Here is a 19,898-nt window from a genome sequence, read left to right as displayed (position 1 = left end):
CCCGGGTCCCGTCAGGGATTCCGCCGGGCACACCTCGGCCATCGGCGAGAGCAGGCCGAGGAGGCGCAGGGTGCCTGCGTGAATAGAGACGGAGCCGGGCGAGGGCGCCCGGGGCGGCCCGGGGGACCAGGACGTCCTGGGCACGTACCGGCCAAGCCCTGACGGCGCCCGCCGCCGTCCCGGCCGTCAGCCCCCGGAACCCAGTACCGCGCGTACGTCCGCCACCAGGGCGGCGGCCGTCTCCACCGCCGGCGCGTCCAGTGCGCCGAGCGCCGACGACACCCGCTCGGCGAAGCCCGGCGGCGTGTCCGGCAGAGCGGCGGCCGACGCCAGCGCGCCCTTCTCGTTGACGCACCACGTGCGGTGGTGGGCGTGCAGGGACTGGGCCAGGATGCCGAACGCCCGGGACAGACAGAGCGACACGTGCAGGACGTCCCCGCTCCCCGCCGACTTGCGTGCCGCGTCCACCGAGAACTCCGCCTCCCAGGCGGCCTCCGTCAACGCGGTGCGCAGCGGCTCGGGGTAGTCATGCGTCTGCGCCCGCAGCGCGGTCAACTCCCCGGCAGGGTCGGCGAGTACGCGGCTCAGCGCCACCTCTCCGGCATACGCCGGGGACCAGAAACCCAGCGGGTGGCCCGGCTGGATTCCCACCTCGTAGCGGCCCTCCCGGCACTGCGCCCAGACCCGCTCCACGCGGTCGAGGTCGCGCAGGATCCAGTCCACCGCCACCCCGTCGACGGACAGCCAGGCACCGCCGTCGACCCAGGGCCCCCAACCGCCCGGACCTGCCACGTCGACCGGCCGGCCGGTGAAGTCCGCGGCGAGTGCGGTGAGCGCCGGCAGGTCCGGGCGCCCCCGGTAGTAGAGGCCCAGGTCCCAGTCCGAATCGGGGCGTTGGGTGCCCCGGGCTCGGCTGCCGCCGAGGGCCACCGCCCGGATACCGGGGAGGGTGCAGAGCCGGTCGGCCATGTCCGCGATCGTGGAGTTCATCGGCTCCGACGCTACCCGAGACCGCGCTGTCGGTGCGCGGGAATATCCTTGGGGCCTCTTGCCATCGGCTGACAAAGGAGTCCGAAGGTGCCGTCGATGCTCGATGCCGTCGTCGTGGGGGCGGGACCCAACGGACTGACCGCTGCCGTGGAACTGGCCCGCCGTGGATTCGCCGTGGAGGTCTTCGAGGCCCGGGACACCGTCGGAGGAGGTGCGCGGACCGAGGAGCTCACGCTGCCCGGATTCCGGCACGACCCCTGCTCGGCGGTGCATCCGCTGGCCGTCAGCTCACCGGTGTTCAAGACCATGCCCCTGGCGCGGTACGGCCTGGAGTGGCTCCACCCCGAACTGCCCATGGCCCACCCCTTCGACGACGGTACGGCCGCCGTGCTGTCCCGCTCGGTCGCCGAGACCGCCGCCTCGTTCGGGCCGCGCGACGCCGGTGCCTACCGGCGACTCGTCACCCCCTTCCTCGGCAAATGGGACACCCTCGTCAAGGACTTCATGTCCCTGCCGCTCACCGCCCTGCCGCGCGACCCGGTGACCCTCGCCCGCTTCGGACTGGTGGGCCTGCCCCCGTCGACCTGGCTGACGAAGCGCTTCCGCGACGACCGGGCACGTGCCCTCTTCGCCGGGCTCGTCGCGCACGTCATCGCCCCGCTCGACGGCTTCGCCACCGGGGCCGTCGGTCTGATCTTCGCGCTCGCCGCGCACGCGGGCGGCTGGCCGCTGCCGCGCGGCGGCTCCCAGTCCATCTCCGACGCGCTGACCGCGTACCTGCGCGATCTGGGCGGCGTGGTGCACACCGGATTCGAGGTCAAGCGGCTCGACGACCTGCCACCGGCCCGCGCGTACGTCTTCGACACCTCACCGACGGCCGCCGCGCGCATCGCGGGCCTGGGCCGGGCGTACGACGGCTACCGGTACGGGGCGAGCGTCTTCAAGATCGATTATGCGCTGGACGGGCCGGTGCCCTGGACGGCGGAGGAGCCGCGGCGCGCCGGGACCGTGCAGGTCGGCCCCGGCAGCCGGGACATCGGCACGGCCCTGCGCCAGGCGGCGGGCGGCCGGGCCCCCGGCACACCGTTCCTGATCAGCGCCCAGCCGAGCCTGGTCGACCCCTCCCGCGCACCCGAGGGCAAGCACGTCTTCTGGACGTACGGACATGTCCCGAACGGCTGGGACGGCGACCTCACCGAGGCCGTCGAACGACAGGTCGAGCGATTCGCCCCCGGATTCCGGGACCGGGTCCTCGCCCGCGCCACCGCGGGACCGCCCGAGCTCTTCGAGCGGAACGCGAACTACGTGGGCGGGGACATCGCCTGCGGGGCGGCCTCGGGGCTGCAACTGCTGCTGCGCCCGAAGCTGTCCCTGTTCCCGTACACGACCTCGCACCCGGCGGTGTACCTCTGCTCGTCCGCGACCCCGCCTGGCCCCGGCGTGCACGGCATGTCCGGGCACAACGCGGCGAAGGCGGTGTGGCGCAGGCTGCGCCAGGTGTGAGGACCGCAGTGAGGTGCCGTACCAGGCGCCCCGGGCCCGGCCAGGATCGGCCGAAAGGTCCTAGATGTTGACCCCGTAGTCGGAGGCGATCCCCGCGAGACCCGAGGCGTAACCCTGGCCGACGGCGCGGAACTTCCACTCGACTCCGTGCCGGTAGAGCTCGCCGAAGACCATCGCGGTCTCCGTGGAGGCGTCCTCGCTGAGGTCGTAGCGGGCCAGTTCGGCGCCGCCCGAGCGGTCGAGCACGCGGATGTAGGCATTCCGGACCTGGCCGAAACTCTGGCCGCGGGAATCGGCCTCATGGATGGAGACCGGGAAGACGATCTTCGCGACCCGCTCCGGGACCGCTGTCAGGTCGACGTGGATGGTCTCGTCGTCGCCCTCACCCTCGCCCGTGAGATTGTCCCCGGTGTGCTGGACCGAACTGTCGGGCGAGGTCAGGTTGTTGTAGAAGACGAAGTGGCTGTCGGACAGCACCTTGCTGCTCTCGTCGCACATCAGCGCGCTGGCGTCGAGGTCGTGGTCCGCGCCGGTGGTCGTCCGTACGTCCCAGCCCAGGCCGACCGTGACTGCTGCCAGTCCCGGAGCCTCCTTGCTCAGTGACACGTTGCCGCCCTTGGCCAGGCTCAGGCTCATGATCTTCCTCCGCTGTTCTGCTGGTGGTGCGCTGTCGTCGGCTCCAACGTCCGGTGGGACGCTATGGTTCCATAGTTGCGCAATATCTAAAGTGTGTTGCGGGGTGGCGGCGCAGCTCTGCCCCCGTCCCGACGGATCGAGGAGTGGCGCGGTGTTCTCCGATGTGGGACCCCTGGAAGTGATGACGCTGGCAGCCCTGGCCGTACTGCTCTTCGGTCCGGACAAACTGCCGGAGGTCATTCAGAAGACCGCGGACTTCCTGCGGAAGATCCGTGCGTTCTCCGAGGAGGCGAAGCGTGAGGTCCGCTCCGGACTGGGCCCCGAGTTCGAGGACTTCGAGTTCGAGGACCTTCATCCCAAGACCTTCGTCCGCAAGCAGTTGATGGGGGGCGACGGGCTGGGGATCGACGAGATCCGCAGCGCCTTCGATCTCCGGCGGGAGGCGGCGGACGTCGCGGACGCGGTCCGGCAGGTGTCGGTGGAGGGGGAGGCGGGTGACCCGGGCAGCGGCGGCGGATCGTCGGCGCGCGTCGACCTGCGCAAGTCCGGCGACGCGACCGTCCCCGCGGAGCGCGGCGCCTTCGACTCCGAGGCGACGTAGGGGGATTCCGACAATCTCCGACTTGCGCAACACATAAAATGTTGGCATGGATATGGAGACGGAAAGCACCACGAACTGGGAGGCCGCCGTGCTTGTCGGTGGGCCCGCGAACGGACTTCAACTGCGCGTCGCCGACCGGCCGTGGGTGGTACAGGTGACCTACCCCTGCGAGCACGACTCGCCTGCGGGAGGGGCCCGGGTGCAGGCGCTGTACGTCTACCGGCGGGACCCCCGGGCCGCCGGGCAGCCGGTGCGGTACGGCTTCGACGTCGCCAGCCCCTGACATCGGCGCCCCGGCCCCCGCCGCACCGGGCATGATGGCCGCATGACGACCATCACCCTCGTACAGGGCGACATCACGGGGCAGCGGGTCGACGCCCTCGTCAATGCCGCCAACTCCTCGCTGCTCGGCGGCGGGGGCGTCGACGGGGCGATCCACCGCCGTGGCGGCCCCGAGATCCTCGCGGAGTGCCGCAAGCTCCGCGCCTCGCACTACGGCAAGGGGCTGCCGACCGGCCGGGCCGTCGCCACCTCCGCGGGAGAGCTGGCCGCCCGGTGGGTGATCCACACCGTGGGACCGGTCTGGTCGGGCGAGGAGGACCGCTCCGCGCTGCTCGCCTCCTGCTACCGCGAAGCACTGCGGGTGGCAGGGGAGTTGGGGGCGCGGACCGTGGCCTTCCCCGCCATTTCCACCGGGATCTACGGGTGGCCGATGGACGACGGGGCGCGCATCGCGGTGCGCACCGTACGGGAAGCGGCGGCCGATCCGGTCGAAGAGGTACGGTTCGTGCTCTTCGACGCGTACGCCTACGGGGAATTCACCGAAGCCCTGGCTTCCCGAGGCTGATGTCGGATTCTCGCCAGCCTCAGCGGCCGGCGTGTCCGATGCTGGAGACATGCACACCGACACCGAGCGCTGCGTACGCGCCGTCCAGTCGAAGGACGCCCGCTTCGACGGCTGGTTCTTCACTGCCGTCCTGACGACCAGGATCTACTGCCGCCCCAGCTGCCCGGTCGTGCCGCCCAAGGTCGAGAACATGACCTTCTACCCGAGCGCCGCCGCCTGTCAGCAGGCCGGGTTCCGCGCCTGCAAACGCTGCCGCCCCGACACCAGCCCCGGCTCGCCGGAATGGAACGCCCGTGCCGATGTCGTCGCCCGTGCCATGCGGCTGATCAGGGACGGCGTCGTCGACCGTGAGGGCGTGCCCGGTCTCGCCGGGCGGCTCGGCTACTCGACCCGCCAGATCGAGCGGCAACTCCTCGCGGAACTCGGCGCCGGTCCGCTCGCGCTGGCCCGCGCGCAGCGCGCCCAGACGGCGCGGATCCTGATCGAGACGACGGACCTGCCGATGGCGGACACCGCTTTCGCCGCCGGGTTCTCCTCCATCCGCACCTTCAACGACACCGTCCGTGAGGTCTTCGCCCTCGCTCCGGGCGAACTGCGCACCCGGGCCGCGCACGGCAAGCTGTCGCAGGCCCCCGGCGTGATAGCGCTCCGGCTCCCGTTCCGCGCCCCGCTCAACCCCGACAACCTCTTCGGCCACCTGGTGGCGACCGGCGTACCCGGCGTGGAGGAGTGGCGCGACGGCGCGTACCGCAGGACGCTCTCGCTCCCGTACGGGCACGGCATCGCCGAACTCACGCCCCGGCCCGACCACATCGGCTGTGTCCTGTCCCTGACGGACCTGCGCGACCTCACCCACGCCATCAGCCGATGCCGCTGGATGCTGGACCTCGACGCCGACCCGGTCGCCGTGGACGGCCGGCTGCGTACCGACCCCCTGCTGGCCCCGCTGGTCGACAAGGCGCCGGGCCGCCGGGTGCCCCGTACCGTCGACGCCGCGGAGTTCGCGGTACGGGCGGTGCTCGGCCAGCAGGTGTCGACCGCCGCCGCCCGCACCCATGCCGGCCGACTCGTCGCCGCCCACGGGGTGCCCGTGGACGACCCGAGGGGCGGACTCACCCACCTCTTCCCGTCACCGCGGGCGCTGGCCGCACTGGACCCGGAGGCCCTGGCCCTGCCCCGCAGCCGGCGCACCACCCTCACCACGCTGGTCGGCGCCCTGGCCGACGGCTCACTGCGTCTGGGCATCGACAGCGACTGGGACGAGGCCCGCGACCACCTCGTCGCGCTGCCCGGGTTCGGACCCTGGACGGTCGAGGTGATCGCGATGCGCGCCCTCGGCGATCCCGACGCCTTCCCCGCCACCGATCTGGGTGTCAGAAGGGCGGCGGGCGGCCTCGGCCTGCCGTCGACACCCGCGGCGCTCACCGCCCGCGCGGCGGGCTGGCGGCCGTGGCGCGCCTACGCCGTGCAGTATCTGTGGGCCACCGACAGTCATCCCATCAACAACATGCCCGTGTAAGGGAGTTGGACCATGTCAGTCACACAGCACACCGTCGTCGACAGCCCGTACGGCCCGCTCACCCTCGTCGCGACCGACGGCGTACTGAGCGGCCTCTACATGACCGACCAGCGTCACCGCCCACCCGAGGAGACCTTCGGCGAACCGGACCCTCACCCGTTCGGTCAGGTCGTCGACGAACTGACGGCGTACTTCGCGGCCGAGCTGACGGAGTTCACCATGGAGCTGCACCTGGCGGGCACCCCCTTCCAGCGCAGCGTCTGGGACCAGCTCCAGCAGATCCCGTACGGCGAGACCCGTTCCTACGGTGACCTCGCGGACCGTCTCGGAAAGCCGGGCGCCTCGCGGGCCGTGGGCCTCGCGAACGGCAAGAACCCGGTCGGGATCATCGTTCCCTGCCACCGGGTCATCGGCTCGACCGGCAGTCTCACCGGCTACGGCGGCGGACTGGACCGCAAGCAGCGACTGCTGGCCTTCGAGCGCGGCGGCACGGACCCGGGGGACGACGTGCTCTTCTGAACCGGCGGTGATCCGGCGCGGGAACGGGCGGGTGGTCCGACGGGTGGTCCAGTGGGTGGTCCAGTCGGGCCGCCAAGAAGATCAAATACCGGTGCTACGGATGGAATTGCCACGATTCGGTGTGCCGTTCCGGGGGCCTGGCGCCCAGCGCCCATGGGCAGTGGGCAAAGGGTGCGGATAAGGTCGGAGCGGCGCGACTGCCTGTTCGAAAGCAAGGGATGAGCAAGTGACGGACGGAGCAGTATCTGAAGCCCCACGGGTGCTCGTGGCGGCGGACAAGTTCAAGGGATCCCTCACGGCGGCACAGGTCGCCGAGCGGGTGACGGCCGGGCTGCGAAGGATCGCTCCCGGTGTGGAGGTCGAGACACTGCCCGTCGCGGACGGCGGGGACGGCACGGTCGCCGCCGCGGTCGCGGCCGGATTCGACCGGCACGAGATACCGGTCACCGGGCCCCTCGGCGAGCGGCGGAATGCGGCGTTCGCACTGCGTGACGGTGTCGCCGTGGTGGAAATGGCCGAGGCGTCGGGCCTCCAGCACCTCCCCGCGGGAGTCTTCGCACCGCTCACCGCGACCACGTACGGTTCCGGCGAACTGCTGCGTGCGGCGCTCGACGCGGGGGCCCGTTCGATCGTCTTCGGTGTCGGCGGCAGCGCCACGACGGACGGCGGCGCAGGCATGCTGGCCGCCCTCGGCGCCCGCTTCCTGGACGCCGCCGGGCAGCCCGTGGGACCGGGCGGGGGAGGGCTGCGCGACCTGGCGTCCGCGGATCTGACCGGCCTCGACCCGCGTCTCGCCGGTACCGGGATCGTGCTGGCCAGCGATGTGGACAACCCGCTGACCGGCCCGAAGGGCGCGCCCGCGGTGTACGGACCGCAGAAGGGTGCCTCCCCGGAGCAGGTGGAGACACTGGACGCGGCGTTGGCGCACTACGCCGCCGTACTGGAGGAGTCCCTCGGGTCCCGGGCCGCCGACGCCGCGCTGGCGCCGGGTGCGGGCGCCGCAGGTGGCATCGGCTACGGAGCGCTCGTCGGGCTGGGAGCGAGTTTCCGCGCCGGTATCGAGGTGATGCTCGACGTCCTGGGCTTCGCCCCGGCGGTCGCCCGCGCGACGCTGGTCATCACCGGTGAGGGCTCCCTCGACGAGCAGACGCTGCACGGCAAGGCCCCTGCGGGCGTCGCCGCCGCGGCCCGCGCGGCGGGCAAGGAAGTCGTCGCGGTCTGCGGCCGGCTCACACTTCCGGCGGAGGTCCTCGGGGGCGCGGGGATCCGCCGTGCGTACGCGCTGACGGACCTGGAGCCCGATACGGCCCGCTGCATCGCGAACGCGGGGCCCCTCCTGGAGCAGGTCGCGGAGAACATCGCCCGTGACTTCCTGAGCAGGCCCTGACGCCGGGCACGGCTCGACCCCCGGAGCGGCCCGGACCTCGGAACAGGTCCGGGCCGCTCCGTGTCCCGACGCTCCCTGCCTTCCGAGCGGGTTCGCAATCTTTGAGATGGTCAAGCTTCCCGGCGTAAACTGCTCTCATGCCAGAGACTCCCAGGACCGGTACCGCGCAGCTCATGGAGCTGCTCTCGGCGTCGCTCGTTGCCTACTACGGCGACTTCACCGCCGCGTCCGCGACCGAGGGGCTCACCGCCAGCCAGGGCAGGACGCTCGGCGTGCTGCGCCGGGGGCCGTCGGCGATGCGTGCCCTCGCCACCACTCTGGCCTGCGACGCCTCCAACATGACGGGCATCATCGACCGTCTGGAGAAGCGCGGTCTGGTGCTCCGGGAGCCCAGCCCCACCGACCGGCGCGTCAAGAACGTGCTGCTGACCGCGGACGGCGAGCGCACCATCGACGCGATCCGCGCCCGCATGCACACGACCCTCGCCGGGCTCGACGCACTGGGCGACGAGGACCGAGCCGCACTGGCCGGGCTCCTGGAGCGGGTCTTCGTCCGGCCGCCTGCCGCGGATGACTGCCGCGGATGACTAGGAGAGCCGAACAAGGGCCCTGAACAGAGCTGAGGCCCCGAGTGCACTGCACTCGGGGCCTCAGCTCTGTTCAGGAAGCTACGGCAGCTGCGCCGTACGCGCCTCACGACGGTTACCGCGGAAGGTGTTGACCCGGCGGGCCGTGGCGAAGAGCGGGATGACCGCGCCCAGTACCACCTGGAGCGCACAGCCGGTCTGGAGCAGCAGCTGACCACCCGGCGCGTCGAACGCCCACGCGGCGAGCAGCCCCATCGCGCCCACGATCCAGCTCAGCATTCCCACCGCGAGGACACCCCGCGGCTTCGGGTACTCGACCCGGCTCACCATCAGCCAGGCGACCCCGATGACCGCGAGCAGCGTCGGTACGAAGGGCAGCTCCAGCAACACGATCGAGACGACCGTCAGCGCGCCGAAGGGCGACGGCATGCCCTGGAACATGCCGTCCTTCAAGGTCACGCACGAGAACCGCGCAAGCCGCAGCACCACCGCCAGCAGCACCACGATCGCCGCCACCGCCGCGACCCGCTGGTGGGCGTCGTCCGCGACCATTCCGTACACGAGCACGAAATAGGCCGGGGCGAGCCCGAAGCTGATGAGGTCGGAGAGGTTGTCCAGCTCCGCGCCCATCGGCGAGCTGCGCAGCTTGCGCGCCACGAGCCCGTCACAGAGGTCGAAGATCGCGGCGAGCAGCATCAGGATCACGGCGGTCGCGGCGGAGTGCCGCGCCATGCCGGTCTCCTGGCTGCCCTGGAGATGCGGGATGAGGATTCCGGTGGTGGTGAAGTACACCGCCATGAATCCGCACGTGGCGTTACCGAGGGTGAGCGTGTCCGCTATCGACAACCGCAGTGAGAGAGGAATGTCCTCGCTGCTGTCGATGTCCCTGTCGGTGTCGGCCTCGGGGACCCAGCCGGCCTGTGTCTCCGGATCAATCACGGTCAATTCGAGTCACCCCCGCGGTGGTGGCCTGGCCGACCTCGACCGCGACATCGATACCTTCCGGAAGGTAGATGTCGACGCGTGAGCCGAACCGGATCAGGCCGATCCGCTCGCCCTGTTCCACCTTGGTGCCCTGCGGGACGTACGGCACGATGCGCCGGGCCACGGCACCGGCGATCTGCACCATCTCGATGTCGCCGAGCTCGGTGTCGAAGTGCCAGACAACGCGCTCGTTGTTCTCGCTCTCCTTGTTGAACGCCGGGACGAAGCCGCCGGGGATGTGCTCGACGGACGTCACGGTGCCCGCCAGCGGAGCGCGGTTCACGTGGACGTTCAGCGGGCTCATGAAGATCGCGACGCGGGTACGCCCGTCCTTCCACGGCATGATGCTCTGCACTACACCGTCGGCCGGGGAGATGACCCGGCCCTGTGCGATCTCCCGCTCGGGGTCGCGGAAGAACCACAGCATGCCCGCCGCGAGGGCGGTGGTGGGCACGGCGACAGCAGCCCAGCGGCCGGACCTGCGGGCCCGGGTCAGGCTGAGTGCGGCCGTCGCGACAGTCGGCAGGAGCCACGGCGATGCTCCGCGCGCAAGACGGACGCCGCGTGGTGCAGAGGTTTGGCTGTGGGGCATGAATGACCTTCGTAGCGGATGATGCCGCGCGGGAACGGGGGACGGCGGCTTTCGGGCGATGCTATCGGTTGGGGACCACAACTGGGCAAGCCAGGAAGCCGAGTCGGCGGCCTGAAGATGATGACTGGCTGTGATCTTCTTCGCTGATATATCGCCCGCAACCGGACAATCAGCCCTGGAATCGGTACTCTTCGAGGAGTCGTCGACCGATGATCATTTTCTGAATCTCGGCGGTACCTTCGCCGATCAGCAGCATCGGGGCTTCGCGGTAGAGCCGCTCGATCTCGTACTCCTTGGAGAACCCGTATCCGCCGTGGATACGGAAGGCGTCCTCCACGACTTCCTTGCAGTACTCGGAGGCCAGGTACTTCGCCATCCCCGCTTCGAGGTCGTTTCGTTCCCCGGAGTCCTTTTTGCGTGCCGCATTGACCATCATCGCATGGGCGGCCTCGACCTTGGTAGCCATTTCGGCCAGCTTGAACTGGATCGCCTGGTGCTGAGCGATCTGTTTGCCGAACGTATGCCGTTGCTGCGCGTAGTCGATACCCAATTCGAAGGCGCGTTGTGCCACTCCACAGCCACGCGCTGCGACATTTACCCGGCCTACCTCCACTCCGTCCATCATTTGGTAAAACCCTCGGCCGGTAACCCCACCAAGTACGCGATTGGCCGGAATTCGCAGTCCGTCCATGATCAGCTCGGTGGTGTCGACGCCCTTGTAGCCCATCTTGTCGATCTTGCCGGGGATGGTCAGCCCCGGCCGGACCTCGCCGAAGCCCGGCTCCTTCTCGACGAGGAACGTCGTCATCGACTTGTGCCGGGGGGTCCCCTCGGGGTGACCCTCGTCACTGCGGCAGAGCACCGCGACGAGCGAGGACGTGCCGCCGTTGGTCAGCCACATCTTCTGGCCGTCGAGCACGTACTCGTCGCCGTCCTTGATCCCCTTCGAGGTGATCGCCGACACATCCGAGCCGAGCCCCGGCTCGGACATCGAGAACGCGCCGCGCACGTCGCCGGCCGCCATCCGCGGCAGGAAGGTGTCCTTCTGCTCCTGGGTGCCGTGCTGCTTGAGCATGTACGCCACGATGAAGTGGGTGTTGATGATGCCGGACACGCTCATCCAGCCACGCGCTATCTCCTCGACACAGAGCGCGTATGTGAGAAGGGACTCACCCAGCCCCCCGTACTCCTCGGGGATCATCAGCCCGAACAGGCCGAGTTCCTTGAGGCCCTCGACGATCTGGGCCGGGTATTCGTCGCGGTGTTCCAGCGCGGTGGCGACCGGCAGGATCTCCTTGTCGACGAAGTCCCGCACGGTGGCCAGGATTTCCTGCTGGACGTCGGTGAGACCCGGGGTCCGGGCGAGTCGGCTCATGGCTGCTTCTCCTGTGGCTACACGCGGTCAGTTGGCAGGCGTCGGGCGGCCGGGCTGTTCTCCGCCGCGCTCCTTGATGTACGTCGCGGTCGGGACCATCACCTTGCGCCGGAACACGCAGACGACGGTGCCGTCCTGCTTGTAACCCCTGGTCTCGACGTACACGATCCCGCGGTCGCTCTTCGACCTCGAAGGGGTCTTCTCCAGCACGGTGGTCTCGCCGTAGAGCGTGTCGCCGTGGAACGTCGGAGCGATGTGCTTCAGCGACTCGACCTCCAGGTTGGCGATGGCCTTGCCGGACACGTCGGGGACCGACATGCCGAGCAGCAGCGAGTAGATGTAGTTGCCGACGACGACGTTCCGGCCGAAGTCGGTGGTCTCCTCGGCGTAGTTGCTGTCCAGGTGGAGCGGATGGTGATTCATGGTCAGCAGGCAGAAGAGGTGGTCGTCGTACTCGGTGACGGTCTTTCCCGGCCAGTGCTTGTAGACCGCGCCGACCTCGAACTCCTCGTAGGTGCGTCCGAATTGCATCGCTTACGCCTCCGGGGCCTCGAACGTGGACGTACGCCGCATCCCGGCCGCCCGGCCCTTGCCGGAGATGACCAGGGCCATCTTGCGGCTGGCCTCGTCGATCATCTCGTCGCCGAGCATCGCCGAACCCTTCTTGCCGCCCGCCTCGGAGGTGCACCACTCGTACGCGTCGAGGATCATCTCGGCGTGGTCGTAGTCCTCCTGGGACGGCGAGAAGATCTCGTTCGACGCCTCGACCTGGCCCGGGTGGAGGACCCACTTGCCGTCGAAGCCGAGCGCCGCCGCCCGCCGGGCGACCTCGCGGTATCCGTCGACATTGCGGATCTGGAGGTACGGGCCGTCGATCGCCTGGAGGTCGTACGTCCGGGCCGCCATCAGGATCTTCATCAGGATGTAGTGGTACGCGTCCGCGCCGTAGCCGGGCGGCTGCTCGCCCACCACCAGGGTCTTCATGTTGATCGACGCCATGAAGTCGGCCGGGCCGAAGATGATGGCCTCGTTGCGGGGTGAGGCAGCCGCGATCTCGTTGACATTGACCAGACCCTTGGCGTTCTCGATCTGCGCCTCGATGCCGATCTTCCCGACCTCGAAGCCCATCGTCTTCTCGATCTGGGTGAGCAGCAGGTCGAGGGCCACCACCTGCTGGGCGTCCTGGACCTTCGGCAGCATGATGCAGTCGAGATTCTGGCCCGCGCCCTCGACGACCGTGACGACATCGCGGTACGTCCAGTGGGTGGTCCAGTCGTTGACCCGTACGACCCGGGTCTTGCCCGTCCAGTCGCCCTTGTTCAGCGCGTCGACGATGGTGTGCCGGGCGCCCTCCTTGGCGAGCGGCGCGCAGGCGTCCTCCAGGTCGAGGAAGACCTGGTCGGCCGGGAGCCCCTGGGCCTTCTCCAGGAAGCGCGGGTTCGACCCGGGGACGGCCAGACAGGACCGCCGCGGGCGCAGACGGTTCACGGGGCTCGAAGACGCGGTCATGCGGGGACCTCCAAGGGGTCGAGCTTGTTCGCTTTCCGGATCACTTCGACGATACGTCCGATGATCTCGGTGATACCGAAGTCCTTCGGGGTGAAGACCGCGGCCACGCCGGCCTCCATGAGCTGCGTTCCGTCGGCGTTCGGGATGATGCCGCCGACGATCACGGGAATGTCGGACGCGCCCGCCTCCCGTAGGCGCTGGAGCACGTCGGGGACCAGTGCGGCGTGCGAGCCGGACAGGATCGACAGGCCCACGCAGTGCACGTCCTCGGCGAGGGCCGCGCCGACGATCTGCTCGGGTGTCAGCCGGATGCCCTGGTAGACGACCTCGAACCCGGCGTCGCGGGCCCGTACGGCGATCTGCTCGGCGCCGTTGGAGTGCCCGTCCAGGCCCGGTTTGCCGACCAGGAGGCGCAGCCGTCCGCTGCCGAGGTCTTGCGCCGTTCGGGTCACCGCGGCGCGTACGGCGGCGAGCGGGGAGCCCTCCTCGGCGGTGACGGCGACCGGCGCGCCGCTCACCCCCGTGGGGGCACGGAACTCGCCGAAGACATCGCGCAGCGCCCAGGACCACTCGCCGGTGGTCACGCCCGCACGGGCGCAGTCGAGGGTCGCCCCGAAGAGGTTTCCGGTGCCCGCCGCGGTCGCCTTGAGGACGGCCAGCACCTCCTGGGCACGGCCCTCGTCGCGGTTGTCGCGCCAGGTGTGCAGGGCGGCGACGACCTGTGCCTCGTTCGCCGGGTCGACCGTCATGATCGCCGTGTCGAGGTCGGCGGTGAGCGGGTTGGGTTCCGTGGACTCGTAGCAGTTGACGCCGACGATCTTCTCGTCGCCACCCTCGATCCTGGCCCTGCGCTCGGCGTGCGAGGAGACCAGCTCCGACTTGAGGTAGCCGGACTCGACGGCTGCCATCGCGCCGCCCATCTGCTGGATGCGGTCGATCTCCGCGAGCGACTGTTCGACGAGTTCGCCGACCTTGGCCTCGATGACGTGCGATCCGTCGAAGATGTCCTCGTACTCCAGCAGGTCGCTCTCCTGGGCGAGGACCTGCTGGATCCGCAGGGACCACTGCTGGTCCCAGGGGCGGGGGAGTCCCAGCGCCTCGTTCCAGGCGGGCAGTTGCACGGCGCGTGCGCGGGCGTCCTTGGAGAGGGTGACGGCCAGCATTTCGAGCACGATGCGCTGGACGTTGTTCTCCGGCTGGGCCTCGGTCAGGCCGAGGGAGTTGACCTGGACGCCGTAGCGGAAGCGGCGCTTCTTGGCGTCCGTGATGCCGTACCGCTCACGCGTCACCTGGTCCCAGATCCGGCCGAAGGCGCGCATCTTGCACATCTCCTCGATGAAGCGGACGCCCGCGTTCACGAAGAAGGAGATCCGTGCGACGACCGCGTCGAACTGCTCGGGAGGGACCTGCCCGGAGTCGCGGACGGCGTCCAGCACGGCGATCGCGGTGGACATCGCGTACGCGATCTCCTGGACCGGTGTGGCACCCGCCTCCTGGAGGTGGTAGCTGCAGATGTTGATCGGGTTCCACCTGGGGAGGTGGGCGACCGTGTACGTGATCATGTCGGTGGTCAGCCGGAGGCTCGGTCCCGGCGGGAACACATGGGTCCCGCGCGACAGGTACTCCTTGACGATGTCGTTCTGCGTCGTCCCCTGGAGCCTGGTGGCGTCCGCGCCCTGTTCCTCCGCGACCACCTGGTACAGCGCCAGCAGCCACATGGCCGTCGCGTTGATGGTCATCGAGGTGTTCATCTGCTCCAGCGGGATGTCCTGGAACAGCCGCCGCATGTCGCCGAGATGGGACACCGGCACGCCGACCCGGCCGACCTCGCCGCGGGCGAGGACGTGGTCCGGGTCGTACCCGGTCTGGGTGGGCAGGTCGAAGGCGACCGACAGACCGGTCTGGCCCTTGGCCAGGTTGCGCCGGTACAGCTCGTTGGACGCCTCGGCGGTCGAGTGCCCCGCGTACGTCCGCATGAGCCAGGGGCGGTCCTTGTGACGTTCAGTCATCTGCGGGCCTCAGACGTTGCGGAAGCGGTTGATGGCGTCGATGTGCTGCGCGCGCAGCTCCGGATCGCGTACGCCCAGACCTTCGCGGGGCGCCAGCGCGAGTACGCCGACCTTTCCCTGGTGGCGGTTGCTGTGCACGTCGTACGCGGCCTGTCCGGTGTCGTCCAGCGAGTACACCTTCGACAGCGTCGGGTGGATCTTTCCCTTGGCCACCAGCCGGTTGGCCTCCCAGGCCTCGCGGTAGTTGGCGAAGTGGGACCCCACGATCCTCTTCAGCGACATCCACAGATAGCGGTTGTCGTACTCGTGGGTGTAGCCCGACGTCGAGGCGCAGGTGACGATCGTGCCGCCCTTGCGGGTCACGTACACCGAGGCGCCGAAGGTCTCGCGGCCCGGGTGCTCGAAGACGATGTCCACGTCCTCGCCACCGGTCAGTTCCCGGATGTCCTTGCCGAACCGCTTCCACTCGCGCGGGTCCTGGTGGTGTTCGTCCTTCCAGAACTTGTAGCCCTCGGCGTTGCGGTCGATGATCGCCTCGGCGCCCATCTTCCGGCAGATCTCCGCCTTCTTGTCGCTGGAGACGACACAGACCGGGTTGGCGCCGCCGGCCAGCGCGAACTGCGTGGCGTACGAGCCGAGTCCACCGCTCGCGCCCCAGATCAGCACGTTGTCGCCCTGCTTCATCCCGGCGCCGTTGCGCGACACCAGCTGGCGGTACGCGGTGGAGTTGACCAGACCGGGGGCCGCGGCCTCCTCCCAGCTGAGGTGCTGGGGCTTGGGCATCAGCTGGTTGGACTTGACCAGCGCGATCTCGGCGAGCCCGCCGAAGTTGGTCTCGAAGCCCCAGATGCGCTGCTCGGGGTCGAGCATGGTGTCGTTGTGGCCGTCGGAGCTCTCCAGCTCGACGGAGAGACAGTGCGCGACGACCTCGTCGCCCGGCTGCCAGGTGTTGACGCCGGGGCCGGTGCGCAGCACCACGCCCGCGAGGTCGGAGCCGATGACGTGGTACGGCAGGTCGTGGCGCTTGCTGAGCTCGCTCAGCCGCCCGTACCGCTCCAGGAAGCCGAACGTCGACATCGGCTCGAAGATCGAGGTCCAGACGGAGTTGTAGTTCACCGAGCTGGCCATGACGGCCACCAGGGCTTCGCCGGGACCGAGTTCCGGCACCGGCACGTCCTCCACGTGGAGTGACCGGCGGGGGTCCTTGTCGCGGCTGGCGAGGCCGTCGAACATCTCGGCCTCGTCCTTGTGCACGGTCACCGCGCGGTACGAGTCGGGGAGGGGCAGGGCGGCGAAGTCGGCCGCCGTGGCCACGGTTGAGCCACTGTCTGTTTCGGTCCGCGACTGGATCGCGTCCAGGATTTCCTTCACGGTGCTGCCTCCGGCGGATGGGGTCTCCCCGAGCGGAGCCGAGTGCTCGGGGACGCGTTGAGGGAACGCTGAGGGGGGTACGTCGGTGCTGGTCTGGAGGTGCCGTCGGTTCGGCGGAACTACGGGAGCGGCTGCGCGGTGGTGGGGCGCGGAGGGTGCCTGTGACGCAGGCGTCCGGGCGCGTGAACACGTGGTTCGCGGGGACAGCCGGCGTACGGAAGATCACTGCCCGCCGGCCGCCCGGACGCCTTCAACGTATGGCACCGCGTGCCAAGTGGCAAGACACTGAGTGCCAACAAATTCTCTCAGTTGTCACCCAGGAGTCACGGATGAGCAAAAACGGCCACCCCTGGAATGGGGCGGCCGTTCTGGTGAGGGTCGGGGGTCGGGTGTGGTCAGCGCTTCTTCAGCGCCTGCTCGATGGTCCGCATGACCTCGTCGAGCGGGGCGTCGGTACGCGCCACCGTCACCAGAACCTCGCCGCTGCCTCTCACCGTCGCAGCCGGGGTGCGCTCAGCTGTGCGGCCGGCGCCTATCCCGGTGCCGAAGGTGTCCCTGACGATGGCGAAGGCATGGTCGAGCCGGGCCTCCACATCGCCCTGCCCGTCGGCCCGCAGCCAGCGGCGCAGCACGTGGTTGTGCGCGGTGACCACGGCCGACGCCGCGACCTCGGCGAGCAGCGGGTCGTCATTGCCGTCGTGCTGGTCGTGCTCGTCGAAATGGCCCAGCAGATAGCGGGTGAACAGCCGCTCGTAGCGGGCCACCGAGGCGATCTCCGCCTCGCGCAGGGTCGGCACCTCACGGGTCAGCTTGTAGCGCGCCACCGAGACCACCGGCGACGCCGCGTACATCCGCATGACTTCCTTGATGCCCCGGCACACGGTGTCCAGCGGGTGCTCGTGCGGGGGCGCGGCGTTCAGCACCGCCTCGGCCCGCACCAGGGTGTCGTCGTGGTCCGGGAAGATCGCCTCTTCCTTGGAGCGGAAGTGACGGAAGAAGGTCCGGCGGGCCACTCCGGCCCGCGCCGCGATCTCGTCGACGGTCGTGGCCTCGTACCCCTTGGTGGAGAACAGCTCCATCGCCGCCGCCGCCAGTTCGCGGCGCATCTTGAGCCGTTGCGCGGCTGCGCGGTTGCCCGCGGCGCTCTCCGGGGCGTCTGACGACGCCTTCTTGCGGGCAGGCCGTCGGACGGGGCCAGTGGGCTGGGACATGGTCCGAACGTACTGCATCCGCCCGGCGATACGTGCTTGCGGGGGCGGGCCGCCACCCGGTTCCAGCAGCCCGCCCCAGTCCCCGTACGGATCAGCGCCGGGCATACTCGCGGAAACCACGCCCCGTCTTGCGGCCCAGGCACCCCGCCGCCACCAGATGTTCGAGCAGGGGCGCGGGTGCCAGACCCGGGTCGCGGAACTCACGGTGCAGCACCCGCTCGATGGCCAGCGAGACATCGAGCCCGACCACGTCGAGCAGCTCGAACGGCCCCATCGGGTAGCCGCCGCCCAGCTTCATCGCGGCGTCGATGTCGTCGAGCGTCGCGTAGTGCTCCTGCACCATCTTCACCGCGTTGTTCAGGTACGGGAAGAGCAGTGCGTTGACGATGAAACCGGCCCGGTCCCCGCAGTCCACCGGGTGCTTGCGGACCTCGGCGCAGACCGCCCGGACCGTGGCGTGCGCCTCGTCGGACGTCAGGACGGTACGGACCACCTCGACCAGTTTCATGGCGGGTGCCGGGTTGAAGAAGTGCATCCCGACGACGTCCTGCGGACGCGAGGTGGCGCGGGCGCAGGCGATGACGGGCAGTGAGGAGGTCGTGGTGGCGAGCACCGCGCCCTGCTTGCAGACCTTGTCGAGCGTCTCGAAGAGCTGCTGCTTGACCTCCAGTTCCTCGGCCACCGCCTCGACGGCCAGATCGACGTCGGCGAACGCGTCGAGCGAGCCGGCCGGAGTGATCCGGGCCAGCGTCTCGTCCCGGGCCTCCGCCGTCATCCGGCCCTTGTCGACGGAGCGGGCGAGCGACTTGGCGACACGGGACCTCGCGGTGTCGGCCTTCTCCTGGCTGCGGGCCGCGAGCACCACGGCGAACCCGGCCTTGGCGAAGACCTCGGCGATGCCCGACGCCATGGTCCCCGACCCGGCGACCCCCACGGACGAGATCCGGCGCCCGGTGCCCGGCTGTGCACCGTCGGGCGGGGTCAGCGCGTCGCGCACCACGGTGGGGCTGCCCGGGGCGTCGTACGAGTAGAACCCGCGCCCCGACTTACGGCCGCTCAGCCCCGCGTTGCTGAGCTGCTTGAGGATCGGCGCGGGGGCGTGCAGCCGGTCGCGGGACGCGGCGTACATCGCTTCCAGGACCGTGCGCGCGGTGTCGATGCCGATCAGGTCGAGCAGGGCGAGCGGACCCATCGGCAGCCCGCAGCCGAGCCGCATCGCCGCGTCGATGTCCTCGCGGGAGGCGTACTTGGCCTCGTACATCGCCGCTGCCTGGTTGAGGTAGCCGAAGAGCAGCCCGTCGGCGACGAAACCCGGGCGGTCGCCGACCGCGACGGGCTCCTTGCCGAGGTCCCTGGCGAGCGTGGTGACCGCCTCGACGGCCGCCGGTGCGGTCAGCACCGAGGAGACCACCTCGACCAGCTTCATCACCGGGGCCGGGTTGAAGAAGTGCAGGCCGAGGACGCGCTCGGGGTGCGCGGTGTCCGCGGCCAGCCGGGTCACCGAGAGGGCGTTGGTGCCGGTCGCCAGGATCGTGGTGGGGCTCACCACGGTGTCGAGCGCGCGCAGGACCTGCTGTTTCGTCTCGTACGACTCCGGCACGACCTCGATGACCAGTTCGGCGTCGGCCGCCGCGTGAAGGTCGGAGAAGGTACGGAACCGGGCGAGGACGTTCCGCCGTTCCTGCTCGGTGAGGCGCTCGCGCCCCACGGCGCGCGCGGTGGACTCTTCGAGCGCCGTCACGGCGCGTCGCGTCGCGTCGGCGCTGATGTCGATACCGATGACCTCGCGTCCGGCGCGGGCCAGGACCTCGGCGATGCCGGTGCCCATGGTGCCGAGGCCGACCACGGCGATGGTGTGCAGAGGGGTGTCCATCAGGGGACTCCAGGGATGAGTGACGACTGAGGGGCGCACGAGGTGCGGGGCTACCGGGAAGGGAGGCCGGGCATCCGTGCGTGAGGTGTCGTGGAGAGGGCCGACCGGCCCGGTCCCGGGGCCGTGTCGTACAGAACTGCCGAACCGACAAACACACAGAGCGCAGAACGCGGAACTCGGAGAACTCGTGGCGGCTGCGTCACCAGGCCGCCCTGAGGGTGGAGCGAAGCGGGCTGTAACCCGCTCACTTGAGAGTAACCGGCCGGTAACGAGCGCGCCAGACCGGAGGCGATGTGATCTGGATCGCCCTCTGCCGGGCTGTCGCCGCACCGCCTGGGGTCTTTCGTCTGGATCCCCGCGAGCCCGGCGCGAACCAAACGAGAGG

Annotated in this window: 19 protein-coding genes; 8 read left to right on the top strand and 11 right to left on the bottom strand. The window is 69.9% G+C overall.

Features of this window, described 5'->3' with window-relative positions; genetic code table 11:
- Nucleotides 1–186: 186 nt before the first annotated feature.
- Nucleotides 187–990 (bottom strand): nucleotidyltransferase family protein, encoded by an 804-nt coding sequence (locus NBY69_RS35645; RefSeq protein ID WP_250306404.1) that lies wholly within the window; start codon nt 988–990, stop codon nt 187–189.
- 87 nt (nt 991–1,077) lie between these two features.
- Here NBY69_RS35645 and NBY69_RS35640 point away from each other — a divergent pair, with 87 nt between their 5' ends.
- Nucleotides 1,078–2,493, top strand: coding sequence for an NAD(P)/FAD-dependent oxidoreductase (locus NBY69_RS35640; RefSeq protein WP_250306403.1), 1,416 nt, complete (start codon nt 1,078–1,080; stop codon nt 2,491–2,493).
- Between the two features lie 60 nt (nt 2,494–2,553).
- Here NBY69_RS35640 and NBY69_RS35635 read toward each other — a convergent pair whose 3' ends face one another.
- On the bottom strand, nt 2,554–3,129 hold the full coding sequence (locus NBY69_RS35635) for a TerD family protein (protein ID WP_250306401.1): 576 nt from the start codon (nt 3,127–3,129) through the stop codon (nt 2,554–2,556).
- 151 nt (nt 3,130–3,280) lie between these two features.
- Here NBY69_RS35635 and NBY69_RS35630 point away from each other — a divergent pair, with 151 nt between their 5' ends.
- From NBY69_RS35630 to NBY69_RS35600, 7 genes are all read left to right on the top strand, one after another.
- Nucleotides 3,281–3,730: a sec-independent translocase gene (locus NBY69_RS35630; RefSeq protein ID WP_250306399.1), complete on the top strand. Its 450-nt coding sequence runs from the start codon at nt 3,281–3,283 to the stop codon at nt 3,728–3,730.
- A 52-nt stretch (nt 3,731–3,782) separates the two neighbouring features.
- Complete coding sequence (locus NBY69_RS35625; protein ID WP_250306482.1) at nt 3,783–4,013, top strand: hypothetical protein; 231 nt, start codon at nt 3,783–3,785, stop codon at nt 4,011–4,013.
- A gap of 42 nt (nt 4,014–4,055) precedes the next feature.
- Complete coding sequence (locus tag NBY69_RS35620; RefSeq protein ID WP_250306398.1) at nt 4,056–4,577, top strand: O-acetyl-ADP-ribose deacetylase; 522 nt, start codon at nt 4,056–4,058, stop codon at nt 4,575–4,577.
- A gap of 49 nt (nt 4,578–4,626) precedes the next feature.
- Complete coding sequence (locus NBY69_RS35615) at nt 4,627–6,096, top strand: DNA-3-methyladenine glycosylase 2 (RefSeq protein ID WP_250306397.1); 1,470 nt, start codon at nt 4,627–4,629, stop codon at nt 6,094–6,096.
- Between the two features lie 12 nt (nt 6,097–6,108).
- On the top strand, nt 6,109–6,615 hold the full coding sequence (locus NBY69_RS35610; RefSeq protein ID WP_250306396.1) for a methylated-DNA--[protein]-cysteine S-methyltransferase: 507 nt from the start codon (nt 6,109–6,111) through the stop codon (nt 6,613–6,615).
- A gap of 226 nt (nt 6,616–6,841) precedes the next feature.
- A complete protein-coding gene (locus tag NBY69_RS35605) occupies nt 6,842–8,002 on the top strand; it encodes a glycerate kinase (RefSeq protein WP_250306395.1) in 1,161 nt (386 codons plus the stop codon).
- A gap of 137 nt (nt 8,003–8,139) precedes the next feature.
- Nucleotides 8,140–8,589 (top strand): MarR family winged helix-turn-helix transcriptional regulator, encoded by a 450-nt coding sequence (locus tag NBY69_RS35600; protein WP_250306394.1) that lies wholly within the window; start codon nt 8,140–8,142, stop codon nt 8,587–8,589.
- An 81-nt stretch (nt 8,590–8,670) separates the two neighbouring features.
- Here the strand turns inward: NBY69_RS35600 and pssA are convergent, their stop codons facing one another.
- The 9 genes from pssA to NBY69_RS35555 form a co-directional block, all read right to left on the bottom strand.
- Nucleotides 8,671–9,528: a CDP-diacylglycerol--serine O-phosphatidyltransferase gene (gene pssA / locus NBY69_RS35595; RefSeq protein ID WP_374211379.1), complete on the bottom strand. Its 858-nt coding sequence runs from the start codon at nt 9,526–9,528 to the stop codon at nt 8,671–8,673.
- Entirely contained in the window at nt 9,521–10,165 is a 645-nt protein-coding gene (locus tag NBY69_RS35590) for a phosphatidylserine decarboxylase (RefSeq protein WP_250306392.1), read from the bottom strand. Before NBY69_RS35590 ends, pssA begins: the two co-directional genes overlap by 8 nt.
- Nucleotides 10,166–10,334: 169 nt before the next feature.
- Complete coding sequence (locus tag NBY69_RS35585) at nt 10,335–11,540, bottom strand: acyl-CoA dehydrogenase family protein (protein ID WP_250306391.1); 1,206 nt, start codon at nt 11,538–11,540, stop codon at nt 10,335–10,337.
- Nucleotides 11,541–11,567: 27 nt separating this feature from the next.
- On the bottom strand, nt 11,568–12,071 hold the full coding sequence (locus NBY69_RS35580; protein WP_250306390.1) for a MaoC family dehydratase: 504 nt from the start codon (nt 12,069–12,071) through the stop codon (nt 11,568–11,570).
- Between the two features lie 3 nt (nt 12,072–12,074).
- Nucleotides 12,075–13,049: a CoA ester lyase gene (locus NBY69_RS35575; RefSeq protein WP_250306388.1), complete on the bottom strand. Its 975-nt coding sequence runs from the start codon at nt 13,047–13,049 to the stop codon at nt 12,075–12,077.
- Nucleotides 13,046–15,058, bottom strand: coding sequence for a protein meaA (locus tag NBY69_RS35570; protein ID WP_250306387.1), 2,013 nt, complete (start codon nt 15,056–15,058; stop codon nt 13,046–13,048). Before NBY69_RS35570 ends, NBY69_RS35575 begins: the two co-directional genes overlap by 4 nt.
- A gap of 9 nt (nt 15,059–15,067) precedes the next feature.
- A complete protein-coding gene (ccrA, locus tag NBY69_RS35565) occupies nt 15,068–16,429 on the bottom strand; it encodes a crotonyl-CoA carboxylase/reductase (protein WP_250306385.1) in 1,362 nt (453 codons plus the stop codon).
- Nucleotides 16,430–16,824: 395 nt separating this feature from the next.
- Nucleotides 16,825–17,658: a TetR family transcriptional regulator gene (locus NBY69_RS35560; protein ID WP_374211378.1), complete on the bottom strand. Its 834-nt coding sequence runs from the start codon at nt 17,656–17,658 to the stop codon at nt 16,825–16,827.
- A gap of 73 nt (nt 17,659–17,731) precedes the next feature.
- Nucleotides 17,732–19,513 (bottom strand): 3-hydroxyacyl-CoA dehydrogenase family protein, encoded by a 1,782-nt coding sequence (locus NBY69_RS35555; RefSeq protein WP_250306381.1) that lies wholly within the window; start codon nt 19,511–19,513, stop codon nt 17,732–17,734.
- Between the last annotated feature and the right edge of the window lie 385 nt (nt 19,514–19,898).

This window comes from Streptomyces sp. A 4/2, from assembly GCF_940670765.1.
Classification (GTDB): domain Bacteria; phylum Actinomycetota; class Actinomycetes; order Streptomycetales; family Streptomycetaceae; genus Streptomyces.
Note: the sequence above shows the minus strand (reverse complement) of the source record. Positions and strands in the feature narration are given on the sequence as shown.

Coding starts and splice junctions, on each gene's coding strand:
- NBY69_RS35620 (WP_250306398.1), top strand. CDS start 4,056: ATGACGACCATCACCCTCGTACAGGGCGACATCACGGGGCAGCGGGTC.
- NBY69_RS35635 (WP_250306401.1), bottom strand. CDS start 3,129: ATGAGCCTGAGCCTGGCCAAGGGCGGCAACGTGTCACTGAGCAAGGAG.
- NBY69_RS35645 (WP_250306404.1), bottom strand. CDS start 990: ATGAACTCCACGATCGCGGACATGGCCGACCGGCTCTGCACCCTCCCC.
- NBY69_RS35575 (WP_250306388.1), bottom strand. CDS start 13,049: ATGACCGCGTCTTCGAGCCCCGTGAACCGTCTGCGCCCGCGGCGGTCC.
- NBY69_RS35590 (WP_250306392.1), bottom strand. CDS start 10,165: ATGCCCCACAGCCAAACCTCTGCACCACGCGGCGTCCGTCTTGCGCGC.
- NBY69_RS35615 (WP_250306397.1), top strand. CDS start 4,627: ATGCACACCGACACCGAGCGCTGCGTACGCGCCGTCCAGTCGAAGGAC.
- NBY69_RS35585 (WP_250306391.1), bottom strand. CDS start 11,540: ATGAGCCGACTCGCCCGGACCCCGGGTCTCACCGACGTCCAGCAGGAA.
- NBY69_RS35570 (WP_250306387.1), bottom strand. CDS start 15,058: ATGACTGAACGTCACAAGGACCGCCCCTGGCTCATGCGGACGTACGCG.
- NBY69_RS35625 (WP_250306482.1), top strand. CDS start 3,783: ATGGAGACGGAAAGCACCACGAACTGGGAGGCCGCCGTGCTTGTCGGT.
- NBY69_RS35580 (WP_250306390.1), bottom strand. CDS start 12,071: ATGCAATTCGGACGCACCTACGAGGAGTTCGAGGTCGGCGCGGTCTAC.
- NBY69_RS35600 (WP_250306394.1), top strand. CDS start 8,140: ATGCCAGAGACTCCCAGGACCGGTACCGCGCAGCTCATGGAGCTGCTC.
- NBY69_RS35610 (WP_250306396.1), top strand. CDS start 6,109: ATGTCAGTCACACAGCACACCGTCGTCGACAGCCCGTACGGCCCGCTC.
- NBY69_RS35560 (WP_374211378.1), bottom strand. CDS start 17,658: ATGCAGTACGTTCGGACCATGTCCCAGCCCACTGGCCCCGTCCGACGG.
- NBY69_RS35555 (WP_250306381.1), bottom strand. CDS start 19,513: ATGGACACCCCTCTGCACACCATCGCCGTGGTCGGCCTCGGCACCATG.